This window comes from Nocardia altamirensis NBRC 108246 (genome assembly GCF_001612685.1).
GTDB lineage: Bacteria > Actinomycetota > Actinomycetes > Mycobacteriales > Mycobacteriaceae > Nocardia > Nocardia altamirensis.
The window spans coordinates 256960-277428 of record NZ_BDAY01000003.1 but is presented as its reverse complement, the minus strand read 5'-3'; the positions used below and the strand labels follow the sequence as shown (position 1 = coordinate 277428).

General features: G+C 67.1%; 21 protein-coding genes. 6 read left to right on the top strand and 15 right to left on the bottom strand.

Annotation, left to right across the window (positions count from 1 at the left end; translation table 11 throughout):
* Nucleotides 1-10: 10 nt before the first annotated feature.
* On the bottom strand, nucleotides 11-475 hold the full coding sequence (msrA, locus tag NA11_RS01660) for a peptide-methionine (S)-S-oxide reductase MsrA (RefSeq protein ID WP_141717331.1): 465 nt from the start codon (nucleotides 473-475) through the stop codon (nucleotides 11-13).
* 44 nt (nucleotides 476-519) lie between these two features.
* The gene (gene msrB / locus NA11_RS01655) at nucleotides 520-975 is read right to left on the bottom strand and encodes a peptide-methionine (R)-S-oxide reductase MsrB (protein WP_069159885.1); all 456 of its coding nucleotides are present in this window, start codon (nucleotides 973-975) and stop codon (nucleotides 520-522) included.
* A 142-nt stretch (nucleotides 976-1117) separates the two neighbouring features.
* Here msrB and NA11_RS01650 point away from each other — a divergent pair, with 142 nt between their 5' ends.
* A complete protein-coding gene (locus NA11_RS01650) occupies nucleotides 1118-1528 on the top strand; it encodes an NYN domain-containing protein (RefSeq protein WP_069159884.1) in 411 nt (136 codons plus the stop codon).
* Nucleotides 1529-1688: 160 nt separating this feature from the next.
* On the top strand, nucleotides 1689-1958 hold the full coding sequence (locus tag NA11_RS01645; RefSeq protein ID WP_069159883.1) for an ANTAR domain-containing protein: 270 nt from the start codon (nucleotides 1689-1691) through the stop codon (nucleotides 1956-1958).
* A gap of 30 nt (nucleotides 1959-1988) precedes the next feature.
* Here NA11_RS01645 and NA11_RS01640 read toward each other — a convergent pair whose 3' ends face one another.
* Nucleotides 1989-2633, bottom strand: coding sequence for a PAS and ANTAR domain-containing protein (locus tag NA11_RS01640; RefSeq protein ID WP_069159930.1), 645 nt, complete (start codon nucleotides 2631-2633; stop codon nucleotides 1989-1991).
* Between the two features lie 215 nt (nucleotides 2634-2848).
* On the opposite strand from NA11_RS01640, the gene NA11_RS01635 reads away from it, so the two are divergent.
* A complete protein-coding gene (locus tag NA11_RS01635) occupies nucleotides 2849-3664 on the top strand; it encodes a M15 family metallopeptidase (RefSeq protein ID WP_069159882.1) in 816 nt (271 codons plus the stop codon).
* A gap of 161 nt (nucleotides 3665-3825) precedes the next feature.
* On the top strand, nucleotides 3826-4365 hold the full coding sequence (locus NA11_RS01630) for a hypothetical protein (RefSeq protein ID WP_069159881.1): 540 nt from the start codon (nucleotides 3826-3828) through the stop codon (nucleotides 4363-4365).
* Between the two features lie 16 nt (nucleotides 4366-4381).
* Here the strand turns inward: NA11_RS01630 and NA11_RS01625 are convergent, their stop codons facing one another.
* Nucleotides 4382-5188, bottom strand: a complete 807-nt coding sequence (locus NA11_RS01625; RefSeq protein ID WP_069159929.1) for an SAM-dependent methyltransferase — start codon at nucleotides 5186-5188, stop codon at nucleotides 4382-4384.
* Between the two features lie 192 nt (nucleotides 5189-5380).
* Here NA11_RS01625 and NA11_RS01620 point away from each other — a divergent pair, with 192 nt between their 5' ends.
* Complete coding sequence (locus tag NA11_RS01620) at nucleotides 5381-7504, top strand: putative bifunctional diguanylate cyclase/phosphodiesterase (protein WP_069159880.1); 2124 nt, start codon at nucleotides 5381-5383, stop codon at nucleotides 7502-7504.
* On the opposite strand, the gene NA11_RS01615 is transcribed toward NA11_RS01620, so the two are convergent.
* From NA11_RS01615 to NA11_RS01595, 5 genes are all read right to left on the bottom strand, one after another.
* A complete protein-coding gene (locus tag NA11_RS01615) occupies nucleotides 7497-8042 on the bottom strand; it encodes a DUF6886 family protein (RefSeq protein WP_069159879.1) in 546 nt (181 codons plus the stop codon). The genes NA11_RS01620 and NA11_RS01615 overlap by 8 nt on opposite strands.
* A 141-nt stretch (nucleotides 8043-8183) precedes the next feature.
* Nucleotides 8184-9890 (bottom strand): dihydroxy-acid dehydratase, encoded by a 1707-nt coding sequence (gene ilvD, locus NA11_RS01610; RefSeq protein ID WP_069159878.1) that lies wholly within the window; start codon nucleotides 9888-9890, stop codon nucleotides 8184-8186.
* A gap of 100 nt (nucleotides 9891-9990) precedes the next feature.
* Nucleotides 9991-11043, bottom strand: a complete 1053-nt coding sequence (locus NA11_RS01605; RefSeq protein ID WP_069159877.1) for a DUF1295 domain-containing protein — start codon at nucleotides 11041-11043, stop codon at nucleotides 9991-9993.
* Between the two features lie 16 nt (nucleotides 11044-11059).
* The gene (locus NA11_RS01600) at nucleotides 11060-12097 is read right to left on the bottom strand and encodes an oxygenase MpaB family protein (protein ID WP_069159876.1); all 1038 of its coding nucleotides are present in this window, start codon (nucleotides 12095-12097) and stop codon (nucleotides 11060-11062) included.
* 36 nt (nucleotides 12098-12133) lie between these two features.
* Nucleotides 12134-12961 (bottom strand): TetR/AcrR family transcriptional regulator, encoded by an 828-nt coding sequence (locus NA11_RS01595; RefSeq protein WP_069159875.1) that lies wholly within the window; start codon nucleotides 12959-12961, stop codon nucleotides 12134-12136.
* 92 nt (nucleotides 12962-13053) lie between these two features.
* Here NA11_RS01595 and NA11_RS01590 point away from each other — a divergent pair, with 92 nt between their 5' ends.
* Entirely contained in the window at nucleotides 13054-13716 is a 663-nt protein-coding gene (locus NA11_RS01590) for a TetR/AcrR family transcriptional regulator (protein WP_069159874.1), read from the top strand.
* Between the two features lie 12 nt (nucleotides 13717-13728).
* Here NA11_RS01590 and NA11_RS01585 read toward each other — a convergent pair whose 3' ends face one another.
* The 6 genes from NA11_RS01585 to ectB all read right to left on the bottom strand — a co-directional run bounded on the left by NA11_RS01585 (nucleotide 13729) and on the right by ectB (nucleotide 20382).
* The gene (locus tag NA11_RS01585; RefSeq protein WP_069159873.1) at nucleotides 13729-15165 is read right to left on the bottom strand and encodes a purine-cytosine permease family protein; all 1437 of its coding nucleotides are present in this window, start codon (nucleotides 15163-15165) and stop codon (nucleotides 13729-13731) included.
* A gap of 145 nt (nucleotides 15166-15310) precedes the next feature.
* Complete coding sequence (locus NA11_RS01580; RefSeq protein ID WP_069159872.1) at nucleotides 15311-15997, bottom strand: respiratory nitrate reductase subunit gamma; 687 nt, start codon at nucleotides 15995-15997, stop codon at nucleotides 15311-15313.
* 232 nt (nucleotides 15998-16229) lie between these two features.
* Nucleotides 16230-17237, bottom strand: a complete 1008-nt coding sequence (locus NA11_RS01575; protein ID WP_141717325.1) for a DUF8176 domain-containing protein — start codon at nucleotides 17235-17237, stop codon at nucleotides 16230-16232.
* The gene (locus NA11_RS01570) at nucleotides 17224-18606 is read right to left on the bottom strand and encodes a hypothetical protein (protein ID WP_069159870.1); all 1383 of its coding nucleotides are present in this window, start codon (nucleotides 18604-18606) and stop codon (nucleotides 17224-17226) included. The genes NA11_RS01575 and NA11_RS01570 overlap by 14 nt, the downstream gene beginning before the upstream one ends.
* Nucleotides 18603-18926 (bottom strand): hypothetical protein, encoded by a 324-nt coding sequence (locus NA11_RS01565; protein WP_069159869.1) that lies wholly within the window; start codon nucleotides 18924-18926, stop codon nucleotides 18603-18605. Before NA11_RS01565 ends, NA11_RS01570 begins: the two co-directional genes overlap by 4 nt.
* Nucleotides 18927-19125: 199 nt before the next feature.
* Complete coding sequence (gene ectB, locus NA11_RS01560) at nucleotides 19126-20382, bottom strand: diaminobutyrate--2-oxoglutarate transaminase (protein WP_069159868.1); 1257 nt, start codon at nucleotides 20380-20382, stop codon at nucleotides 19126-19128.
* Nucleotides 20383-20469: the final 87 nt, after the last annotated feature.

Sequence of the window (20469 nt, the reverse complement as noted above, 5' to 3'; positions counted from 1 at the left end):
CGTCCGTTGACTACGCGGTGGTTTGCCGCTTCGGCAACTTCCAGCCGGGGCGCGGGAAGTGGCAGGTGTAGCCGTCGGGGTAGCGGAGCAGGTAGTCCTGGTGTTCCGGCTCTGCCTCCCAGAAGGTGGGGGCCGGAGTCACCGGGGTGACCACCTTGCCTGGCCACAGGCCGGAGGCGTCGACATCGGCGATGGTGTCGATGGCGACGCGCTGCTGATCTTCGTCGGTGTAGAAGATCTCCGAGCGGTAGCTGGTGCCGATGTCGTTGCCCTGCCGGTCCTTCGTCGTCGGATCGTGGATCTGGAAGAAGAACTCGAGCAGCGCCCGGTAGTCGGTCTGCGCGGGGTCGTAGACGATCTCGACGGCCTCCGCGTGGCCGGGATGGTTGCGGTAGGTGGGGTTGTCGTTGCTGCCGCCGGTGTAGCCGACTCGCGTCGAGAGCACACCGGGCTGCTTACGGATCAGATCTTCCATGCCCCAAAAGCATCCGCCGGCCAAAATCGCCTTTCGCGTGTCCGTCACACGTCCTCCTTCGTGAAAAGAGCCTTGTACTGCCCATAGCCTTCCGCCTCCAGCGCGTCGAGGTGGATGAACCGCAGCGCCGCCGAGTTGATGCAGTACCGCAGGCCACCCTCCGCGCGGGGACCGTCGGTGAAGACGTGCCCCAGGTGACTGCCGCCGTGCGCGGAACGCACCTCGGTGCGGATCATCAGATGACTGAAGTCCCGCTTCTGCACCACGTTCTCCGCGTCCACCGGCTTGGTGAAACTCGGCCAGCCCGAACCACTGTCGAACTTGTCGACCGAGGCGAACAACGGCTCACCGGACACCACGTCCACGTAGAGACCAGGCTCGTGATTGTCCCAGTATTCACCGGTGAACGCCCGCTCGGTCCCGTTCTCCTGGGTGACGTGGTACTGCTCGGGCGAGAGTGCGGCGACCGCCGCGGGATTCCTGTTGTACTCGTTGGCCACATGACCTCCTCATATCGGCTCCCCGTACAACGGGTGCGCCGACCCGGAAAATCCCGTCCGGCCTGCGCGTCACACTTCGGTCATTATTCGCTCGGGACGGTCGCCGCGGTAGGTCCGCCTACGCCGGGAGGAGACTGAGTGGGTGGCGAATGACGGGGTTGCGCTGGTGGTGGTCGATGCCGCGAATGTGGTCGGGTCGCGGCCCGATGGGTGGTGGCGGGATCGGGCGGGCGCGGCACGGCGGTTGCTGGTCCAGCTGACCACCGTTGGTCAGCAGCTCGAGCAACCGAGTGAGGTGGTCGTGGTGCTCGAGGGGGCGGCGAGGGCTGCCGTCACGGACGCGGCCGACGCGGATTTCGGCGGGCTGCGGGTGGTGGCGGCGGACGGTTCCGGGGACGACGCGATCGTCGATGTGGTCGCGGCGGCGGTCGGTGCGGATCCGCATCGAGCGATCACCGTGGTGACCGCGGATCGCGGCCTCCGCGATCGCGTCGAAGCGCTCGGCGCAACGACCGTCGGCCCGCGCTGGCTACTCGACCGCATCGAGCCATGAAACGGGCGCCCGAATTCCGCAAGCAACACTGATCAGCGGCACTACCGACTTCGAACGGTCTCCGACCCTTAACAATCGGCTCGGTGGGTAGTCCTGCGATATGAGCGATGCAGTCGAGGACCGTGGCCAGGCACCCCTCGGACGCGCTTCTCCTGAGCTAATGGCAACGCGGGCCGTGATCGAGCAGGCCAAAGGCGCGTTGATGCTGGTCTACGGGATCGACGCCGAGCAGGCGTTCGGCATGCTGCGCAAACGCTCGCAAGCGACGAACGTCAAGCTTCGCGCGCTGGCCGCGCAGTTGATCGCCGAGATCCCGACGCTGAACCTCACGTCCCCCGAACTCCGCACCCAGGTCGACCATCTGCTGCTCATCGCACACACCCTCGCCCAGAATTCCGCGCCGAACCGTCAGCCACCGAACGGGACATGACCGCGGCGGCATGCTGGCCCGCGCCGACGCCTACTGAGCAGCGTCGACCCGTTCGTGCACGGTCAGCAAGAGGTGATCGAATCGAGTGCGGAAACCTGCGGTGTCATTGCTCAGCAACCTGAGCTCGTGCACGAACTGCGCGGCGAGATCGCGCAGTTTCGTGTTGGTCTCCTGCGAACGCCAGCGCAGCACTCGGAACGCCTGCTCCGCGTTCACCCCGTACGCCAGGATCAGCGCGCCCTTGGCCTGCTCGATCACCGCCCTCGACTCGATCACCTCGGGCATGATCTCCTCGAGCACTTCCTGGCGCTGTTCCTCCAGCCGTTCGGTCACGTCCACGTAGTACCCGGACGTGCCGACCACGACCCCGTCCTCATCGGTCATGAGGTCGCCGACGACGACCACCTCACGCACCTCCCCCGCCGTGTCGATGATCCGATGCCTGCCGCAGAACGGCTGCCCGGTTTCGGCCGCCGCGGCGATACAGCCAGCGACATGCTCCCGGTCGTCGGGGTGTTTGTGCGAGAGCAGCAGCTCGGTGGTCGGCGCCACCGCGTCCGACTGGTAGCCGTACATCGCAGCCAGCTCGTCGGACCACTCCCACCGCTGGTCGGCAAACCAGAATCGAAACCAGCCCGGCTCGGCGCAGGCGTCGACGCCGATGGTCTCTTCCATCGCGCTCACCGCCTCGGCGGCGAGCTCTTCGCCCGTACTCACTCGTTCAGTATCCGCCGAAACACTCCCGCTTCATATGGAGACCCCGAACCGGGCGGCGAATCACCATGCGGCGTGTGGGTCCGGCATGCGATCGTTGTGCCGAACTCGTCTCCGCCGCGACCCGGCGAGTGGGCGAAAGTAGTTGAGCCAGAACCTGAATCGCGAGGAGAAACATGACGTTCCGACGATCGTTACGGCGCATCGGCGCACCCGCACTCGCCTGTGTGGTCGCGATGATGGTGACGGCGTGCGGTGACACCGGCGCCGACGCACCGCCGACTGCCACGACGCAGGCGCCACCCGCGGCCGACGAGTCGTCGTTCGTGTCGATCACCGATGTCGATCCGACGATCCTGGTCGAAGCGCGCTATTTCGGGCAGCACAACTTCCTCGGCACCGTGGTGAACGGCTACGAAGCACCGAAATGCCTGTTGAGCAAGCAGGCGGCGGCCAAGCTCGCCGAGGTGCAGCGGGAGCTGCGGCTGATGAACCTCACGCTCAAGACCTACGACTGCTATCGCCCGCAGCGCGCGGTCGACCACTTCGTCGCATGGGCGAAGGACCTCGGCGATGTGAAGATGAAGAAGGAGTTCTACCCGAACGTCGACAAGGCGAATCTGTTCCGCGACGGCTATATCGCCGAGAAGTCCGGGCACAGTCGCGGCAGCACCCTCGACCTCGGCATCGTCGCGCTGCCCGCAGCCGATCCCGAGCCGTATCGGGACGGTGACCCGCTGCGCGAATGCTTCCTGCCCGCTGAGCAGCGCTACCGCGACAACATCCTCGATTTCGGCACCGGCTACGACTGCTTCGACCCGGCATCGCACACCGCGAACCCGGCCGTCGGCGGCACCCAACGCGCGCTGCGCACACTGCTCACCCAGTTGATGGACGAGCACGGTTTCAAGAACCTCACCGAAGAGTGGTGGCACTTCACGCTGCGCGACGAACCGTTCCCCGACACCTATTTCAACTTCCCCGTGCGCTGAATCGAGCAGGCGGCGCCGGTGTACAGGCGCCGCCCAGCTCCATACACTGAGAAAACTGCGGCACGGTCGATCGTCGGAACGCCACGGCGGCTCAGCGGTCGGCAACTCCCGAAGTCCCGATCCCAGGGCGGCGCCAGTCGTCCGTTCATGGAGGAGGCAGGATGCCCGATCCATCGCATCGCAAGGTGTGTCTGCTCGGCCGGGGCTGTGTCTGCCCCACCGTCACGCTGTTTCTCGCGCCGGAACCGTTGATACCCGGCGGCAGCATCCTGCACCTGCTCGAACAGGCCCCGCTCGGCGGCGATACCGCGGGCCCGAGTCGCGATCCCGACTTGATCGCGCTGGTGCAAACCGAATCCGCGATCACCGATCCGCGCCTGCTGCACACCGAGTTCCGCGCGTTCCACACCGGAAGGCCCGACCCCGGCCAGGTCCACACCATCCTGCACGACCACCACATCACCGACACCGCACCCATCGGCCTCGATCTCGACGACCCCGCCGAACTCACTCGCCTGGCGCTGCTCCCCGAACACCCCATCGGCTTCCGCCGCACCGAAGACTTCCAACAGTCGGCCATGCGCGTCGCCATGCTCGCCGTCTACCGCCACTTCGGCGTAGACCACCGAATCCGCCTGATGTACCACGGCTTCGCCGACCCTGCCACCGGCTGGTTCGCCCTCCGCACCGCCACCGCGTGAGTGGTCGGTCTGCGGGTCAGGCCTTGTGGGCGAGGGCGCCGTAGGCGCCGGAGGATTCGGGGTGGTCGCCTACGTCGGCGGGGTTGTCGGGGCGCCAGAGGGGGAGGTGGACGAGGCCGGGGTCGAGGAGGGTCCAGCCGTCGAAGAAGGTGGCGATCTCGGGCTTGGTGCGCAGGACGATTTCGGTGGAAGTGCGGCCGGAAAGCTTTTGCGCCTCCAGGACTTCGGTGGGCTGGCCGTCGAGGGTGGCGTGGGTGATGGCGAGATAGCTGCCCGGGGCGACGGTGTCGCGCAGGCGGGCAACGGCGGCCGCGGGGTCGGCGTCGTCGGGGACGAAATGCAGGACGCCGAGCAGCAGGACGGCGACCGGCTTGTCGAAGTCGAGGAGCTTGGCGACCTGCGGGTCGGCGAGGATGGTGTCGGGGGCGGCGATGTCCGCGTTGACCACCGCGGCGGCCGGATTGCCGTCGAGGATGGCGCGGCTGTGCGCGACCGCGACCGGATCGATGTCGACGTAAACCACACGGGCCGAAGGGTTTCGGGCCTGAGCAACCTCGTGGACATTGCCGACGGTGGGAATGCCGGAGCCGATGTCGAGGAACTGGGTGATGCCCGCGTCGACGAGGAAGCGCACGCAGCGGCGCAGCAGATCCCGGTTGGCACGCATGGTTTCGGCGACATTCGGCGTGAACGCCTCGATCTGGCGCGCCAGCGTCCGGTCGATCTCGAAGTTGTGCATGCCGCCGACGAAATAGTCGTACACGCGGGACGCACTGGGTCGATCCAGATCGATTCCCTCAGGTGCCCAACTCGGTCTGGTCATCGATCCCGAACCCTTCTCGATATCCCACGAAAGCACCGCCATCGTAGCGGGGTTCACAGGTGTCTGCAGTCATGCGAATAGCCGACTGGGACGTGTAGTTTGCGGAACGCAGCGGGTACTTCCGTCCGGATGGACTCTGTCCGGTTGCTCCTATTAAGCAGGGTCCGGAAAACCGGACTACGATCTGAGCTTATGGCGTCGGATGCCGGGAGGGGATCAGATCCTGGCGGACCGCACGCCGAACTGGCCGAACGGTGGGCGGCCGCACTCGGTGGCGGGCCGCGCAACCATGTCGTGCCCATGAGTTCGGCCGAGTCCCGCCTGCTGCTTGCCGCGCTTGCCGAAGAATTCATCGCCGCCGCCGCGTCCACCGAACCGGCCGACCGGGTCGGGGAACTCGGCAGTGAGCTGGCCAGATCGCATTTCGTCGGCGACGAGGTGCTCGGCCGCACCCTCGCCGTGCTGAACGCCTACCTCGTCGACACGGTCCCCGCCGACCGCGCGGCAGAGCTGTTGTCCGCCTTTGCCACCGGTTATCTGCGCGCCTTCCGCAGCTGGTTGCTGGCCGAACAGGAAAGCGTCCGCGCGGCCGAGATCGCGGCCCGCCGCATGGTGGAACAGCAACTGCGCGCCAGCGAAGCGCGGTTGCGCGCGGTGTTCTCGCAAGCAGGCATCGGCACCGGGCTCTCGGATATGACCGGGCGGATCATCGAGGTCAACAACGCGTTCGCGGGCATGCTCGGCTATCAGCCGGAGGAGATGCTCCGGCTGTCGGTCACCGACCTGACGCATCCCGAAGACGGCCCGGACATGTGGCAGAAGTACGCGGGGGTCCTCGCGGGCAAGTACGACAATGTGCAGTTGGAGAAGGCCTACCGGCATCGCGACGGCGGCACCGTGTGGACCAACATCAACGTCTCGCTCATCCGGGACGAGCACGGCAAGCCGCAGTACACGCTGGTGCTGGTGGAAGACGTCTCGGAACGACGGGCATTGCGAGAACGCTTGCAGTACCGCGCACACCACGATCAGCTGACCGGGCTGCCGAACCGATCCCGGTTCTTCGACGCGCTCACCGCCGCGTTCGCGGACAGCACCAGGGTCGGGCTCTGCTACGTCGATCTCGATCATTTCAAGACCGTCAACGACACCTTCGGGCACGCGGTCGGCGACGAACTACTCGCGCAGGTGGCCGCGCGCCTCAGTGCGTGCCCGACCCGGGCCGATCAGCTCGTCGCGCGCATGGGTGGCGACGAATTCGTCTTGCTGGTGCCACATTCCAGCGGTGTCAACGAAATGGCGGGCCTGGCCAGGACGGTCCTGCACGCCTTGGCCAAACCGTTCTATGTTCGCGAACATCAACTGACCGTGTCGGCGTCGATCGGCGTGATGGAGGAACGGGCCGATCGCTGCTCCGCGGGCGAGTTCCTGCAAGCCGCCGATACGTCGATGTACTGGGCCAAAGCGGCGGGCCGCGGGCGCTACGCGATCTTCGATGCCGATCGTGGCCGCCGCGAACACACCAGCGCCGAGCTGTCGGCGGCGATGCCGTCGGCGCTGCGGCAGGGCGAGTTCTTCCTCGACTATCAGCCGATCGTGTCGCTCGCGACCGCGCAAACCGTCGCCGTCGAAGCCTTGGTGCGTTGGCGGCATCCTGATCTCGGCGTGCTCAGCCCCGCCCGGTTCGTCGACCTCGCCGAGGACAACGGCCATATCGGCGCGCTCGGCGCGGTGGTGCTGGAGCGGGCCTGCCACGACAGCAGACAGTGGCACAACCTGTATCCACATACGCCGACCGTCAGCGTCAATGTGTCCGCCGCCGAGGTCGCCGACCCGGCCTGGCTCGACCACGTCCAGCACATCATCGCGGACACCGGCATCAACGCGAACATGCTGCAGCTCGAACTGACCGAGCGTGCGTTCATGCAGACGACCGGCCGCCCGCTGCGGGCGCTGCACACCCTCGCCGACTCCGGAGTCCGCATCGCCATCGACGATTTCGGCACCGGCTACTCGAATCTTGCCTATCTCGGCCAACTTCCGTTGCACGTGGTCAAGCTGGCCGGCCCGTTCATCCAACGCATCCGCACGCCGGACACCGCGAGCCCCACCGATCTGCTGCTGCTCGAAACGATCATCAATCTCACCCATGCCCTCGGCTTCACGGTCACCGCCGAATGCGTCGAGACCCGCCATCAGGCCGATCTGCTCCGGGATCTCGGCTGTGACACCGCCCAGGGCTGGCACTTCCACTACCCCATGCCCGCCGACCAGGTGACCGCCCTGCTCGGCCTCTCGGACCTCCACCTCAGCTGAGCGCCGAACGTGGTTGCGCACCACGCATTCTGATGCCGCTCCACCCCAACGAGCTGGACCGCACGGCATCCCAGAAGTCCGCCAGGTTCGGCAGTATCCGCAGCTGGATGCCCGCGCGCTCATGCAGGCCGAGCAGATCACCGACGGGCTGCGCCGGTCCGAGCGGCTCGACCGGCACGGTCGCCACCATGGCGTGCGGCACCGGCGCACCGAACGGCCGAAACGGAGCCGCAGGCAGTCGATAGGCGTACAGGTCGACCGTCTGCAGTGCGGCCAGCCAGCGGAACTCGATGGCGTGCACCCGATCTCCGCCGCCGGGTCCGATGATCCGCGCGCGATCGTCGGCAGTCGTGGTCGGCGCCACCCACGCCAGCACCCGCGGGCAGTCACGCGGAAACCAGTAGTCGGGTGAGCGCACCCTATCCACCGCCCACACATACGCTTCGGGCTGTTGCGCGGTCCGCGCGACGTGCGGAACGAACCGATCGATGGTCGGATCTTCGGAGAAGTGCAGCACCTCCCCCACACCGGGATACACACCACTTACCTTGGCAGAGTGTCTGGTCCGGCGGGATCACAGACCTCGCCTACTGTTCACAGGGCGGGCAACCTCTGTGAACAGCAGGCAGGGTTTGTGGGGCATCTAGGGCCATCGTGTAGCCGTGAGCGTGGCGGGTTGTCAGTCGCAGACGGCCCCGTACGAGGCGGAGCCGACGAGTCTCGCGTACTTGGCGAGGACGCCGCGGGTATAGCGGGGCGGCAACGGTTTCCAGCCTTCGGCGCGGCGTGTGAGTTCCTCGGGCTCGACGAGCAGGTCGAGGGTGCCCGCGCCGACATCGAGGCGGATCTGGTCGCCGTCGTTGACGAAGGCGATGGGGCCGCCGTCCACCGCTTCCGGCGCGACATGTCCGACACAGAGTCCGGTGGTGCCGCCGGAGAAACGGCCGTCGGTCAGCAGCAGCACGTCTTTGCCGAGGCCTGCGCCCTTGATCGCGGCGGTGATGGCGAGCATCTCGCGCATACCGGGGCCACCCTTGGGGCCCTCGTAGCGGATGACGACGACGTCGCCCGCGGCGATGGTGCCGTCCTCCAGTGCGTCCATTGCGGCGCGCTCGCGGTCGAAAACCCGTGCGGTGCCGGTGAACACGTCGGAGTCGAACCCGGCCGACTTCACCACGGCCCCGCCGGGCGCCAGCGAACCCTCGAGGATGGTGATGCCGCCGGTGGGATGGATCGGCGACGCCATCGCACGGACAACCTTGCCGTCCGGATCCGGCGGTGCGATATCGGCGAGGTTCTCCGCGACGGTCCGGCCGGTCACGGTGAGGCAATCACCGTGCAGCAGACCGGCATCCAGCAACGCCTTCATCATCACCGGCACGCCGCCGATCCGGTCGACGTCGGTCATCACGTGCTTGCCGAACGGTTTGACGTCGGCGAGGTGCGGCACCCGGCGGCCGACGCGCGCGAAATCGGCAAGCGTCAGTTCGACATTCGCCTCGTGCGCGATCGCAAGCAGGTGCAGCACGGCATTGGTGGAACCGCCGAACGCCATCACGACCGCGATCGCGTTCTCGAAGGCCTCGCGGGTCAGGATGTCCGACGTGGTGATGCCGCGCCGGATCAGCTCGACCACCGCTTGCCCGCTACGCCTGGCGTACCCGTCGCGGCGGCGGTCGGTCGCCGGCGGCGCCGCACTGCCCGGCAGCGACATGCCGAGCGCCTCGGCCGCACTGGCCATCGTGTTGGCCGTGTACATCCCGCCGCACGCGCCTTCACCAGGACAGATCGCACGCTCGATGGCATCGACATCCGCGCGGCTCATCAGCCCGCGCGAACAGGCGCCGACCGCCTCGAAGGCGTCGATGATGGTCACCTCGCGCTCGCTGCCGTCGGACATTTTCGCGATGCCGGGCAGAATCGACCCGGCGTAGAGGAACACGCTGGCCAGGTTCAGCCGCGCGGCCGCCATCAGCATCCCTGGCAGCGACTTGTCGCAGCCTGCCAACAGCACCGAGCCGTCGAGCCGCTCGGCCTGCATCACCGTCTCGACGCTGTCGGCGATCACCTCTCGCGACACCAGGGAGAAATGCATCCCCTCGTGCCCCATCGAGATGCCGTCGGACACCGAGATGGTGCCGAACTGCATCGGGAACCCACCGCCCGCGAACACCCCGTCCTTGCAGGCACGGGCGAGCCGCTCGAGCGAGAGGTTGCACGGGGTGATCTCGTTCCAGGACGAGGCGACCCCGATCTGCGGCTTCCCCCAGTCGTCGTCACCCATGCCGACGGCACGCAGCATGCCGCGCGCCGCGGTCTTCTCCAGGCCGTCGGTGACGTCGCGGCTGCGTGGCTTCAGGTCAGGGGCGTTCGAATCGTGGGGCACGGTTGCCCATCATCCTCCGTCCGCATCGGGTCGAGCCGCCGACCACGCCGACGACCTCATGCAACACCAGGCTGACCAGTGCCATGGCTGGTCACCGCGGTCATTCGATGGTCGGGACGACCCAACCACTGCGGTTGATCTGCACTGTCGGATCGAACGCCTGCGTCCCGTTGAACTCTTGCGGCACCGCTGGGAACACCTCCGTCGGTGGCTCCGATGGCGGCTCCGGCTTGTCCTTGCGGCGGCGTCCGGGGAAGAACCGGTTGGTGGTGCGCTGATATTCGGCATAGTCAGGCCGCGATTGCGCGCTGTAGTACTCGGTGGGAGCAGCGCCGGTGTAATAGACCAGCGTGTAGTAGAGGGCCGCGGAGATGCTCAGCAGGCCGATCAGGGTGATCACCCACAGCGCGCCTGCCGTGTCGTCGCGGCGGCTGATCAAGGTCGGCAGCACGAGCAGGATCACCGCGTTCCATTGCATCCAGTGCCCGAAGTAGTTGGGGTGGCGGCAGTATCGCCAGAGCCCGATCTCGCAGGTGCGCCGCTTCGCCTGCCGTTCGACCCGTTCGAGGAACTGCGCCTTCTGCCAGTCCGCCACCGACTCGAAGCCGAAGAACAACGCCCACAGCACCAATGCCACGATCTCGATGACGCCGAGGGACCGCGGATGCGCGGCGGCCAGCAGCGCGGGGATGGCAAGGATGCTCATGTTCGTCATCCCCCGCAGCATGATCTCGACCTGGATCGACAGCCGTTCACTGCGCAAACCGGCAGTCTCCCAATGCAACCGCTGGTATCGATAGCGTGCCGCGTCTCCGGTCAGCGCACCGGTGGTCCCGGCAAGCGTCGCCCAGATCCCCAATCGGAGGCCGATGACCACGTAGATGACGCCGACCGAGACGGTCAGCGACGAGTCGATGCCGCCGAGCGCGAGCGTCAGCACGCCGATCTCGACCAGACCCCAGGACCAGGCCAGGTCGACATAGCTCATGTGCCCGGTGCGATACGCGGGCACACTCGCCAAGACACCGAAGAGCACACCTTGGATCACCAGGTTCGTCACCGCGAACTTCGTCAGATCCGACTGCCACGCCAAAGCGACGAAAATGCCTGCGGCGGCGAGATATTGCGCGATACGAGCCTGGGTCACCGACATGTGTTCTCCTTCGTGCTCACCCGAAAGCGAGCAGCGGTTGGCTGCCGTCGGGAGCAGCATGCTCGGGCATGGCCTTTGTGTCGCGCGCCGCACGGATCCGTGCGTACTGCGCGACGGGGGTTTCGACGCCGTAGTGGGCGCGGGCTTGTTCCGGCGACCAGACCACGGCGTTCTCCGGGGGCACCTCGCACAGGATCGGATCCACCACCGGAACGCTCAGCGGGCTGGCCATGCGGACGACGAATCGTTGGGCCGCAACACTTTGCGCGAGCAGCCGGAACATGGCTCGCATCGCGACGGTGACCACCGCGTCGGTCGCAGGCGATTGCTGCACCCCGCCCATCTTGCGCATCCAGCCGGGCAGGGTGGCGATGGTCGCCTTACGGAAGACGGCCTGGGTCACCTTCGCGACCGGCCACAACATCGGCGAGTCCGGCAACAGCGTCGACGCGCTGTCGAGCAGTTGATCGACATGCTGTTGCGTCGCTTCGGTTGCCGCGAGAATTGGCCGCATCCGCGCGTAGTAGGCGCGCATCTGCTCGCGCGAACGCGGCACGGTGTCGGGGTCGATGGTCTGGAACTGCGCGGCCCGCGCGCACTCCGCCCAGTACTGATCCTCTTCTGCCGGAGTCAGTTTGCCCGGCCCGAACTTCTCGTAGGTGTAGAGCACCGAATGCCAGGCCGTCAGGTGAATCCACAGCTGCGCCTCGGGATCGTTGGCGTCGTAGCGCAATCCGCTGATCGGCTCGGTGCCGGTGATCTTCGAGTGGATCTTCACCAGGATGTCGGAAGCCTTCAACACCGAACGGCTGTCGTGGAATACGACGGTGGCCATGTACTGCAGGGTTCGGTCGTAACGCAGGGAGGGGCGTTTGCTCACCGCGCCGGTATCGTTCACCGACGCCAGCAGGAACGGCTCGTACATCTCGGTGACGACCGTGCGCTGGAACCCGACCGACAGGGTCGTCGGATACCGGAACACCTTCCAGGCCACCGAATCCGGGCCGAAGAAACCGTAGTCCTCGTGCGGGACCACTGCATCGTGGTTGCTCATCGCCTGTCCACCTCTCACTGCTCGGGCAGCATCGAGCTACGTGCTCGGCCCGAAAACCATGGGCACCAACGTGCGTCGCGCGTAAGCACGGATCGACTCGTCGGTGCGCAGATCGATACCCTGCGCGGTCGGCATCAGCACGCAGGCCGCGAACAGCATCGCGATGCTCTGCCCGGCCTCGTCCGGATCCAAATGCGTTGCGTGGCCATCGGATTGCCCCTGCCGGATCAACTCGGCGACGACGCCGCTGCCCAGCTTGAGCAGTGCAGCGTCGTCGGCGAGGCCTGCGGCGACGAGCCGGTCCGGCTCCAGCGCGGCGGTACGCGCGATCACCGGGTGCTCGCGAGCCATCCGCATGCAGGCCACGAAGCCCTCGACCAGCCTGCCTTGGTGATCGTGCACGCTCTCGACCGCACTGAACACGGTGTCGGCCATGCGCCTGCCCTCGCGCATCGTCGTCGCCTCGATCAGACCGTCGAGATCGCCGAAGCGGCGGTAGACCGTCGCCCGGTTCACGCCGGCGCGCCGGGCGATCGCGTCGATCTTCAAGCGCGCTACGCCGGTCGCCGCCGCCTCCGCGACGGTGGCATCGAGGATCCGCTCCACCGTCCGATCGGCGGCCTCCTCCCTACCGCCGAAGAATCCGGCGGCCAGGAGAGCGGCGATGCTCTGCTTCATGAGCTCGACCCTAAGCCCGAAATCCGGCCGATGCAACACTTTGTGTTCATTCTGCTGCATTTGTCGCAAACAGTCGTCGGCGGCGATCTCGGGCGCACTGGCAGCCCGAACGGCACCCGACACGACGACCACCCACCGAGCAGGCACCGCCCGAACCCGCACGTCCGCGGGGTAGATCGCCACCATGCATGCTCCCGAATTGTATGGTACAAATGAGACACTGAGCGTCCGATCGTCTCGAAGGTACTGTTGAGGCCCGGGAGACGACAAGGAGAGCCGTGACGAAAGTGACGAGGGACACGTTGCTGGACAAGCTGGCGGCACCCGATCCCGAGGTGCTTCGCCTGCTCGATGACGCCGACGAAGTCACCGAGCGGATCCTGGCTGCGGCTTTCGAGCAGATGGCCGTCGTCGGCTGGCGGCGTTCGACCGTGGAAGACGTCGCCAAGCGGGCCGGACTCGGCCGCGCGACGGTCTACCGCAAGTTTCCCAGTAAGAACGCGCTCACCGAAGCAGTCCTGCTCGCCGAGCTACGCAAATACCTCGCAGGCAGCACCGCCGCCACCAGCGATCAGCCGACCGTGGCCGATCGAATGGCCGAAAGCTGCGCCTACACCGTCGAATTCCTGCGCGATCATCCGCTGCTGCGTCGACTCCTGGAAACCGAGCCGGATGCCATCCTGCCCTCGCTGACGGTCGGCGCGGGTCCGATCGTCGACATGTTCCGCGAGTTCTGCGTGACCCTGTGGCAACACGAGTTCTACCGCGACACCACGATTTCGGACGAGGAACTGCGGCACCTGCGCACCGTGGCCGAGCTGCACATCCGAATCACCTTGTCGCTCATCCTGACCAAACCCTCGGCCATCGAGCTGGACACCGCCGAACAGGCCAGGATCTTCGCCCGCCACTACCTCGTGCCGATGCTGGACGCCAAATAGCCTGCCGCGCAATCACACTGACGTCTTGTCCGGCACCGTTGCCGCAGGATAGATCATCCGGTCCGGCGGGTTGCTGGTCCGACGAGCCCATGGGTAGTAGATCGCCGCGGTGAACACGATGCCGACGATCCAGGAAATGTCTGCGCCACCGAGCTTTTCGGTGAGCGGGCCGGTATAGAGCTGCTGCGCCAGAAACGGAATCTGCGCCGCGATGCCGAGCGCATAGCAGATCAGCGCGGTGCTGTTCCAGCGCCCGTACCGCCCCTGCGGGTCGTACAGCGCCGGAATGTCGATGCGTTCGCGCGAGATCAGGTAGTAGTCGATCAGGTTGATCGCGCTCCACGGCGTGAACACCATGAGCAGGGTGAGCACGAAATTCTTGAAGTTGCCGAGGAAGTCGGCGCTTGCCCCGATCGCGATGACCATCGACACCGCGGTGAAGCCGACGATGTAGGCGGCACGCGCAATGGGCGTGGCCCGCGACTGCCCGGTGAACGCGCTCACCGACGTCAGCATCGACATGAATCCGCCATAGGCGTTGAGGCAGTTCACCGTCAGCTTGCCGACCACGATCACGAGGTAGATCAGGAAGGCGAGCACCGCAGGGCCCGCGAGCCCGCCGATGAACCCGACTTGGTTGCCGAGGAACGCTTTTCCCGCCACCGCCGCGACCAGCGCACCGAACGTCATCGACCACTGCGAGCCGAGCACGCTGCCCGCGAAGGTCGCCAGGAACGTGGTGCGATCGCTGGTCGAGCGCGGCAGGTAGCGCGAGTAGTCCGCGACGTACGGCCCGAACGTGAGCTGCCAGCCCGCGCTGAGCGAGACCGCGAGCACGAAGGTCACCATGTCGAACGGCTTTACGCCGACAAATGCGCTCACGTCGTACTCGGTGCACAGCCGGATGCCGAGGTAGGTGAAGCCGACAATGCCGACCACGGTGGCGATCCGGCCGATGACGTGGATCAGCCGATAGCCGGTGACCGCGACCACCGCGGTGAGCGCCCCGAAGATCAGGATGCCGACCGTCGTGTTGTCGATGTGCAGAATCTTGTTCACCGCCTGGCCCGCCAACACGGTGCCCGTCGCGGCGAAACCGAGGTACATCACCACAACGAGCAGCAGCGGAACCACCGCGCCGAAGACGCCGAATTGTGCTCGGCTGGAGATCATTTGGGGCAATCCGAGGCGCGGCCCCTGCGCCGAGTGCAGTGCCATCACGATGCCGCCGAGGATGTTCCCGACGAGCAGGCCGATGATCGCCCACAGCGCGTCGGCGCCGAACACCACCGCGAGCGCGCCGTCGATGATCGCGGTGATCTGCATGTTCGCCCCGAACCAGAGGGTGAACTGGCTGCGCGGGGTCCCGTGGCGTTCCGCGTCGGGAATGACCTCGATGGTGCGGCGCTCGATCGGCCCGGCCGCGTCGAACTGCTCATCCTGCGCCATTGGCCCGCCTTCAGTCGTACGAACAGCAGCTACGGACGTCCGGGACCAGACCGTGGAGCCGTCACTGCGTCCGATCAGCAGTATGGCCCACACTGGTCGGTCTTGTAGGGCGATGGCGCAACCAGCTTTGCGGCCGATCGCACCGCTATGTCTGTTGCCCAGCCGCGCGCAATCGGGTGCGACTCGCGGCGAGCTCGGGCCGGATCCGCAGGATGAAGCGAATGACCGGATCGGCGAAGATGCCTGCCAGCCGGGTATAGGGCCAGATCGCGAGGAACGACAGCACCGCGAGCCCGCGAGCCTGATAGATCAACGGGGCGTTGGCCATCGCTTCGGGATTCGGATGCAGCGTGAACAGCGACCGGAACCAGGTGAACAGCGTTTCGGTGGTCAGATTCGCGTCGGCGGAGGAGTTCGGGTCGAACTTGACCGCCACCCAGGACAGCAGGGCGGCCACCATCAGCGGAAAGGTCAAGCGGTCCAACGGCGTCACCGCCTGCCTGGCCGGGGTGCCGATCATGTCCGGCACGAACAGCAGCACGGCACCGACCGACCCGGCCACGAGTGCGCACACCTCGATCACCGCGAGAGCGATGTCGAGCGGCCCGTCGGGATGGTTGTGCGGCCCGGTGAAGAACAGGTCGGTCAGCCGGACGACAACCAGCATCCCGATGCCGATCCGCAGCGCGGGCGCCCCGATCCGTTGCGCCCGGTCGACGTCGGGGCCGGTGATGTACCAACTGAAACGGTCGTGCCGATATCGCCAGACGTGGCCTGCCGCGAAAGATAGAAAGGCACTGTACGGCAGGATGATCCACAGTAGCGACATCATCGCCTCGACTCGCCTTCTCCGTCTCACGATCGGGTGCGAACAACCATGTCAGACATGGCATTGGCAAACAAGGGTCGTTACCGAGGGAAACCCTCGGTAACAAACGCACTTACCCCGGTGATCGTCGTGGCCCCCTCCGGTGTTAACGGGATCACACCTGGCGCCTGCTGATCCACCGCACTCGTCGCACTCGTGACCTCGGCACCGTCCACTGCGGGAACGGGATTCGGCGCTAGGCGGATGCGATGGCCGTGATGAGGGTGCGGGAGGCGAGGGTCCTGGTCGTGATGAGCTGAGTGAAGGTCCGCGGCTGCTCGCCTGGATACTGCTGCGTCAGTTGCACTTCCCAGTGCGCGAGACCGTCGTCGCCGTCGCGGGAGCGACTGATCTGCACGCAGTAGCGGGTGCCGACGGGGATCAGGTTGATGCCGCGCTGGATCTGGTCGGCGGGTGACACGATCGCGTTGTCGGCGACCACTGCGCGGGCGCGATAGCCGGAGCGTTCCACGTAGTAGGCGTATTCGAAGGCGAGGATCGCGTCGGGTCCGTTGGCGGTGCCGCCCGGATCGGTGCCAGAGACGACGTCGGCGGTGCGCTTCTGTTCGCACCCCTGGGTCGCCAGGGCGGAGGCCTGCGCGGGCGGCGGGGCCGACGTCGCCGTGCTTGCGCCGGTCGGGCCAGGCACCGCCGGCGCCGAGGAGGTGGCCGCGGTCGACGGCGTGCTGGAGCCGAATCCGTTGATGGCGGTGGCCAGGATCGAGGCCACCGCGATCCCGACGCCGAGCACGATCAGGATGGCGAGCACCTTGTTGCCGCGCGGCTGCTGATCGCGGCGGCGCGTGGGATGCCGCAGCGGGACGCCGGGATGGATGCCGGACCGGTTGATGATCGCCGGTGGTGGCGCGGCATTGTCGTCGTAGCTCTCGGGCGGTAGCTCCGCGGCGCGCGTCGCGTGCCGATCCGGCTCGTCCAGTGGCTCCGGCGGCTCGCCCGCGACGGGCGGGTCGAGCCATTCCTCCCAGTCCCCGGTGCGCCGCAGCCGATTCGGCGGGTGCTCCGGGATGTGCGGTTCTGGCACGTAGACCTCCGGATCTCGACGCCGCATCGGGTTGCGGCGGGTCGCCGAGCGCCGCCGCTTCCGTGCCTTGCCGGTGGGTACGCGCAGCATGGGCAGCCCGGTGTCGAACGGATTGCCCTGCCCCTCTTGCCGACCCGGATTGTTCGGGTCAGAGGGTGTCATCGTCGTAGTCGCCGAGCACCGGGGTCACGGCAACCACAGCGGTCGGCACGGTCACGCCGAGCTGACCCTCACGCGACTTGTGTTCCTTGTCGTCCGGGGGCGGCCCCGGCGGCAATGCCACACCGCCGGTGGTCCCCGGATGATGCTGCTGGCCGGGATCGGCCGCCCGCGGCGCCGGATCCGAGGGGGCAGGCGCGGGAGCGGGCGCAGGCGCAGGACGTGATTCGGGCTGCGGCGCTTCGGCTCTGGTGGTCGACGGGGATCCGTTGGGCGGGATCACCGTGCCGGGCCCGGTCGGCTGGGCAGGGCTCGACGGCTGTGCGGGCGGCCGCCCGCCGGTTCCCGCACCGAAGTCGAACAGCTTCGGCGAGCCCGCGGAGTTCGGGTTCGCCGAGTTGTCGCCGGTGGTGCTGCCCGGCCGGATCGCCTCGGTGACCGCCTTGTCCGCCCCGGCCGCCACCGTGTCGATGGCGTGGGTGCCGACCTCGGCGACCTTGTCGATGATGTGGGTGCCGATGCCCGCGATCTTGTCGATGATGTTGGTGCCGATATCGACGCCTGCGTTGATCGCGGTGGTCCCGATCTGCACGCCGGCGTTGATCAACTGTTGCTGCAGTTGGAGTTGCGCGGCGAGCGCCGGATCCATCGGTTGTCCGGTGCCAGGCACCGTGGTTCCGGTGCCCTGCCCGAAGGGAACGGTGCCGCCGGTGCCGTTTCCGTACGGGCCGACGGCGTTGTACGGCGAGGTGGTGACGCCGGAGGGTTGGGTGACGGTAAGCGGCCCCATCTGGTCGAGTCGCCTGCTGTGGTCGTCCATCTCGGTTTTCGCGACGTTGACCGTGGTGAGCGCGTCGCGCAGGGCCTGGCTCGCCCGCGCGATCACGGCGTCGGTGTCCGGCGCCGCGGTGGCGTTGCCGAGGATCTCGCGCGCGTCGCGACGGAAGTCCGCGATGATCTGGTCGACCGTCCGCGCCGCGCGGGAGCTGGTGGCGTGCGCGTCGGAGAGCACCCCGAGATAAGCCGGTCCGCGGTCGGAGATTTCGCCGATCTCGGTCTGGGTGGTGCGCAGCGCGGGCACCGCGGCGTCGGCGCCGCGGGAGGTCCATGTCGACTCCAGCGCGTGCAGGCCGTCGCGGTGCGGACCCTCGACGTCGGCAGCTTGGGTGGATGCGGCGGACAGCGCACTGGTGGTGGTCTGGTTCGGCGTCGCGACGCCGGTGCCGAGGCTGGCGCGCAGTTGCAGCAGCGGCTTCACCAGCGCGGCGACGATCGGCGGATCGACGTTCGGATCCAGGTACATCGGCGCAGGTGCGACCGTGTCGGTCGTCGGCGCCTGCGGCCTGCGGCGTAGTCCGGAAAGGCTTCTCATGTCAGCGTCTCCCCTGTTCGGGTGATGACGCCTGCGGTGTCGGTGTCGACACCCTGCATGTCGGCGTTGTAGCCGCGCAGTACCTGGCCGTACGTGCCGACGAGTTGCCCCGCGGTCGACAGCGCCTGCGCGTGCTCGGACACCGCGGTGGCGAACCTGGCCGCGAAATCCGCGCCGACCAGCCCGAGATCGGTGGCCAGCTGGTCCGGATTCACCGCACCGGAAGCGACGGCCGCCGCATCCGCGAGCTGTTGGGATACCGCGTCGGCGATCGCGGTGTAGGCGGCTACCGCCGCCGGGTCGAGCTTCAGCGTGTCCACCGTTCCCCTCCCGGGTTCCCAGTCTTTCGCTACCGCGACATGATTCGATGACCAGCCTACTGCGCTAACCGGACACCTGTGCCCGATCGTCGCCAGTCGTTGCGCCTGAGTATGGCAATCAACCCCGGCCATGTCATGTGCTGGTCACGCCCCGACTATTTTTCCAGCAATTTCGTGGCAGGGACGACGAATCCGTCGGTCAGTGACAGACGGCGCGGACCGCGGCGGTGAGCAGTTCGAGCCCGTGGTCGATTTCGGCGTCGGTGATCGTCAGCGGCGGCATCAGTTTCACCACCTGGCCGGTCGCGCCCGAGGTTTCCACCAGCAGGCCGCGATCGAAGGCGGCCTGGCAGACCTTGCCGGTCAGCGAGGGATCGTCGAACGCGAGCGCCTGCACCAGCCCGCGGCCACGGACCTGGGCGCCGGGCACCGTCGCGGCGAGCTCGGTCAGCTCGCGCGCGATCCGCGCCCCCTTGACCAGCGTCGCCTGCTCGAGCGCCGCATCGGACCAATAGTGCTCCAACGCGATCCGCGCGGTGACGAAGGCCGCGTTGTTGCCGCGGAAGGTGCCGTTGTGCTCGCCGGGCGCCCACTGATCGAGTTCGGGTGCGAAAAGCACCAGCGCCATGGGCAACCCGTAGCCGCCGATCGACTTGGACAGGGTGACGATGTCGGGCCGGATCCCCGCCGTCTCGAAGGAGAAGAACGGGCCGGTCCGGCCGCAGCCCATCTGCACGTCGTCGACGATGAGCAGAATGCCGCGGGCCGAGCACAGTTCGGCGAGCTGACGCAGCCAGTCGACCCGCGCCACGTTGACCCCGCCCTCGCCCTGCACCGTCTCGACGATCACCGCGGCCGGCTTGTCCAGGCCGGAGGACGGGTCGTCGAGCGCGCGCCGCATCCAGCGCAGCTCGTCGGGCTCGCCGAGGTATCCGTCGTAAGGCATCGGGGTCACATGCGCCAGCGGCACCCCGGCGCCCGCGCGCTTGGCCGCGCTTCCGGTGACCGAAAGCGCACCGAGTGACATGCCGTGAAACGCGTTGGTGAAGTTCAGGATCTGCTGACGTCCGGTGACCTTGCGGGCGAGTTTGAGCGCGGCCTCCACCGCGTTGGCCCCGGTCGGGCCGGGAAACTGCACCTTGTAGTCCAGGCAGCGCGGGCCGAACACCCTGTCGCGCAGCGTCTCGAGCAACCTGCGCTTGGCGACGGTCGACATGTCGAGGCCGTGCGTGATGCCGTCCCCGGTGATGTAGTCGAGCAGCGCCTGTTTCAGAATCGGGTTGTTGTGGCCGTAGTTCAGCGCGCCCGCGCCTGCGAAGAAGTCCAGGTACTCCCTGCCGTGTTCATCGCGCAGCCAGGCGCCGCTCGCGGTGTCGAAGACGGTCGGCCAGGACCGGCAGTAGCCGCGCACGTTGGATTCGAGCGCCTCGAACACGGTCATCCCGGCGACGGTCATGGCGATCCTCCGGACAATCTGAAGTGACTGTGTTTCTAACATTGCCGCGATCGTCGTGTGGCACTTTTCCAAAAACCGTGCGGAACG

What these genes read in the sequence shown, in the direction of transcription:
- msrA (WP_141717331.1), bottom strand. Translation starts at nt 475, where the DNA reads ATGGAAGATCTGATCCGTAAGCAGCCCGGTGTGCTCTCGACGCGAGTC.
- NA11_RS01600 (WP_069159876.1), bottom strand. Translation starts at nt 12,097, where the DNA reads ATGAGCAACCACGATGCAGTGGTCCCGCACGAGGACTACGGTTTCTTC.
- NA11_RS01570 (WP_069159870.1), bottom strand. Translation starts at nt 18,606, where the DNA reads ATGAGAAGCCTTTCCGGACTACGCCGCAGGCCGCAGGCGCCGACGACC.
- NA11_RS01625 (WP_069159929.1), bottom strand. Translation starts at nt 5,188, where the DNA reads ATGACCAGACCGAGTTGGGCACCTGAGGGAATCGATCTGGATCGACCC.
- NA11_RS01605 (WP_069159877.1), bottom strand. Translation starts at nt 11,043, where the DNA reads ATGTCGGTGACCCAGGCTCGTATCGCGCAATATCTCGCCGCCGCAGGC.
- NA11_RS01645 (WP_069159883.1), top strand. Translation starts at nt 1,689, where the DNA reads ATGGCAACGCGGGCCGTGATCGAGCAGGCCAAAGGCGCGTTGATGCTG.
- NA11_RS01580 (WP_069159872.1), bottom strand. Translation starts at nt 15,997, where the DNA reads ATGATGTCGCTACTGTGGATCATCCTGCCGTACAGTGCCTTTCTATCT.
- NA11_RS01595 (WP_069159875.1), bottom strand. Translation starts at nt 12,961, where the DNA reads ATGGTGGCGATCTACCCCGCGGACGTGCGGGTTCGGGCGGTGCCTGCT.
- NA11_RS01630 (WP_069159881.1), top strand. Translation starts at nt 3,826, where the DNA reads ATGCCCGATCCATCGCATCGCAAGGTGTGTCTGCTCGGCCGGGGCTGT.
- ectB (WP_069159868.1), bottom strand. Translation starts at nt 20,382, where the DNA reads ATGACCGTCGCCGGGATGACCGTGTTCGAGGCGCTCGAATCCAACGTG.
- NA11_RS01575 (WP_141717325.1), bottom strand. Translation starts at nt 17,237, where the DNA reads ATGACACCCTCTGACCCGAACAATCCGGGTCGGCAAGAGGGGCAGGGC.
- NA11_RS01620 (WP_069159880.1), top strand. Translation starts at nt 5,381, where the DNA reads ATGGCGTCGGATGCCGGGAGGGGATCAGATCCTGGCGGACCGCACGCC.
- NA11_RS01635 (WP_069159882.1), top strand. Translation starts at nt 2,849, where the DNA reads ATGACGTTCCGACGATCGTTACGGCGCATCGGCGCACCCGCACTCGCC.
- NA11_RS01585 (WP_069159873.1), bottom strand. Translation starts at nt 15,165, where the DNA reads ATGGCGCAGGATGAGCAGTTCGACGCGGCCGGGCCGATCGAGCGCCGC.
- NA11_RS01640 (WP_069159930.1), bottom strand. Translation starts at nt 2,633, where the DNA reads ATGGAAGAGACCATCGGCGTCGACGCCTGCGCCGAGCCGGGCTGGTTT.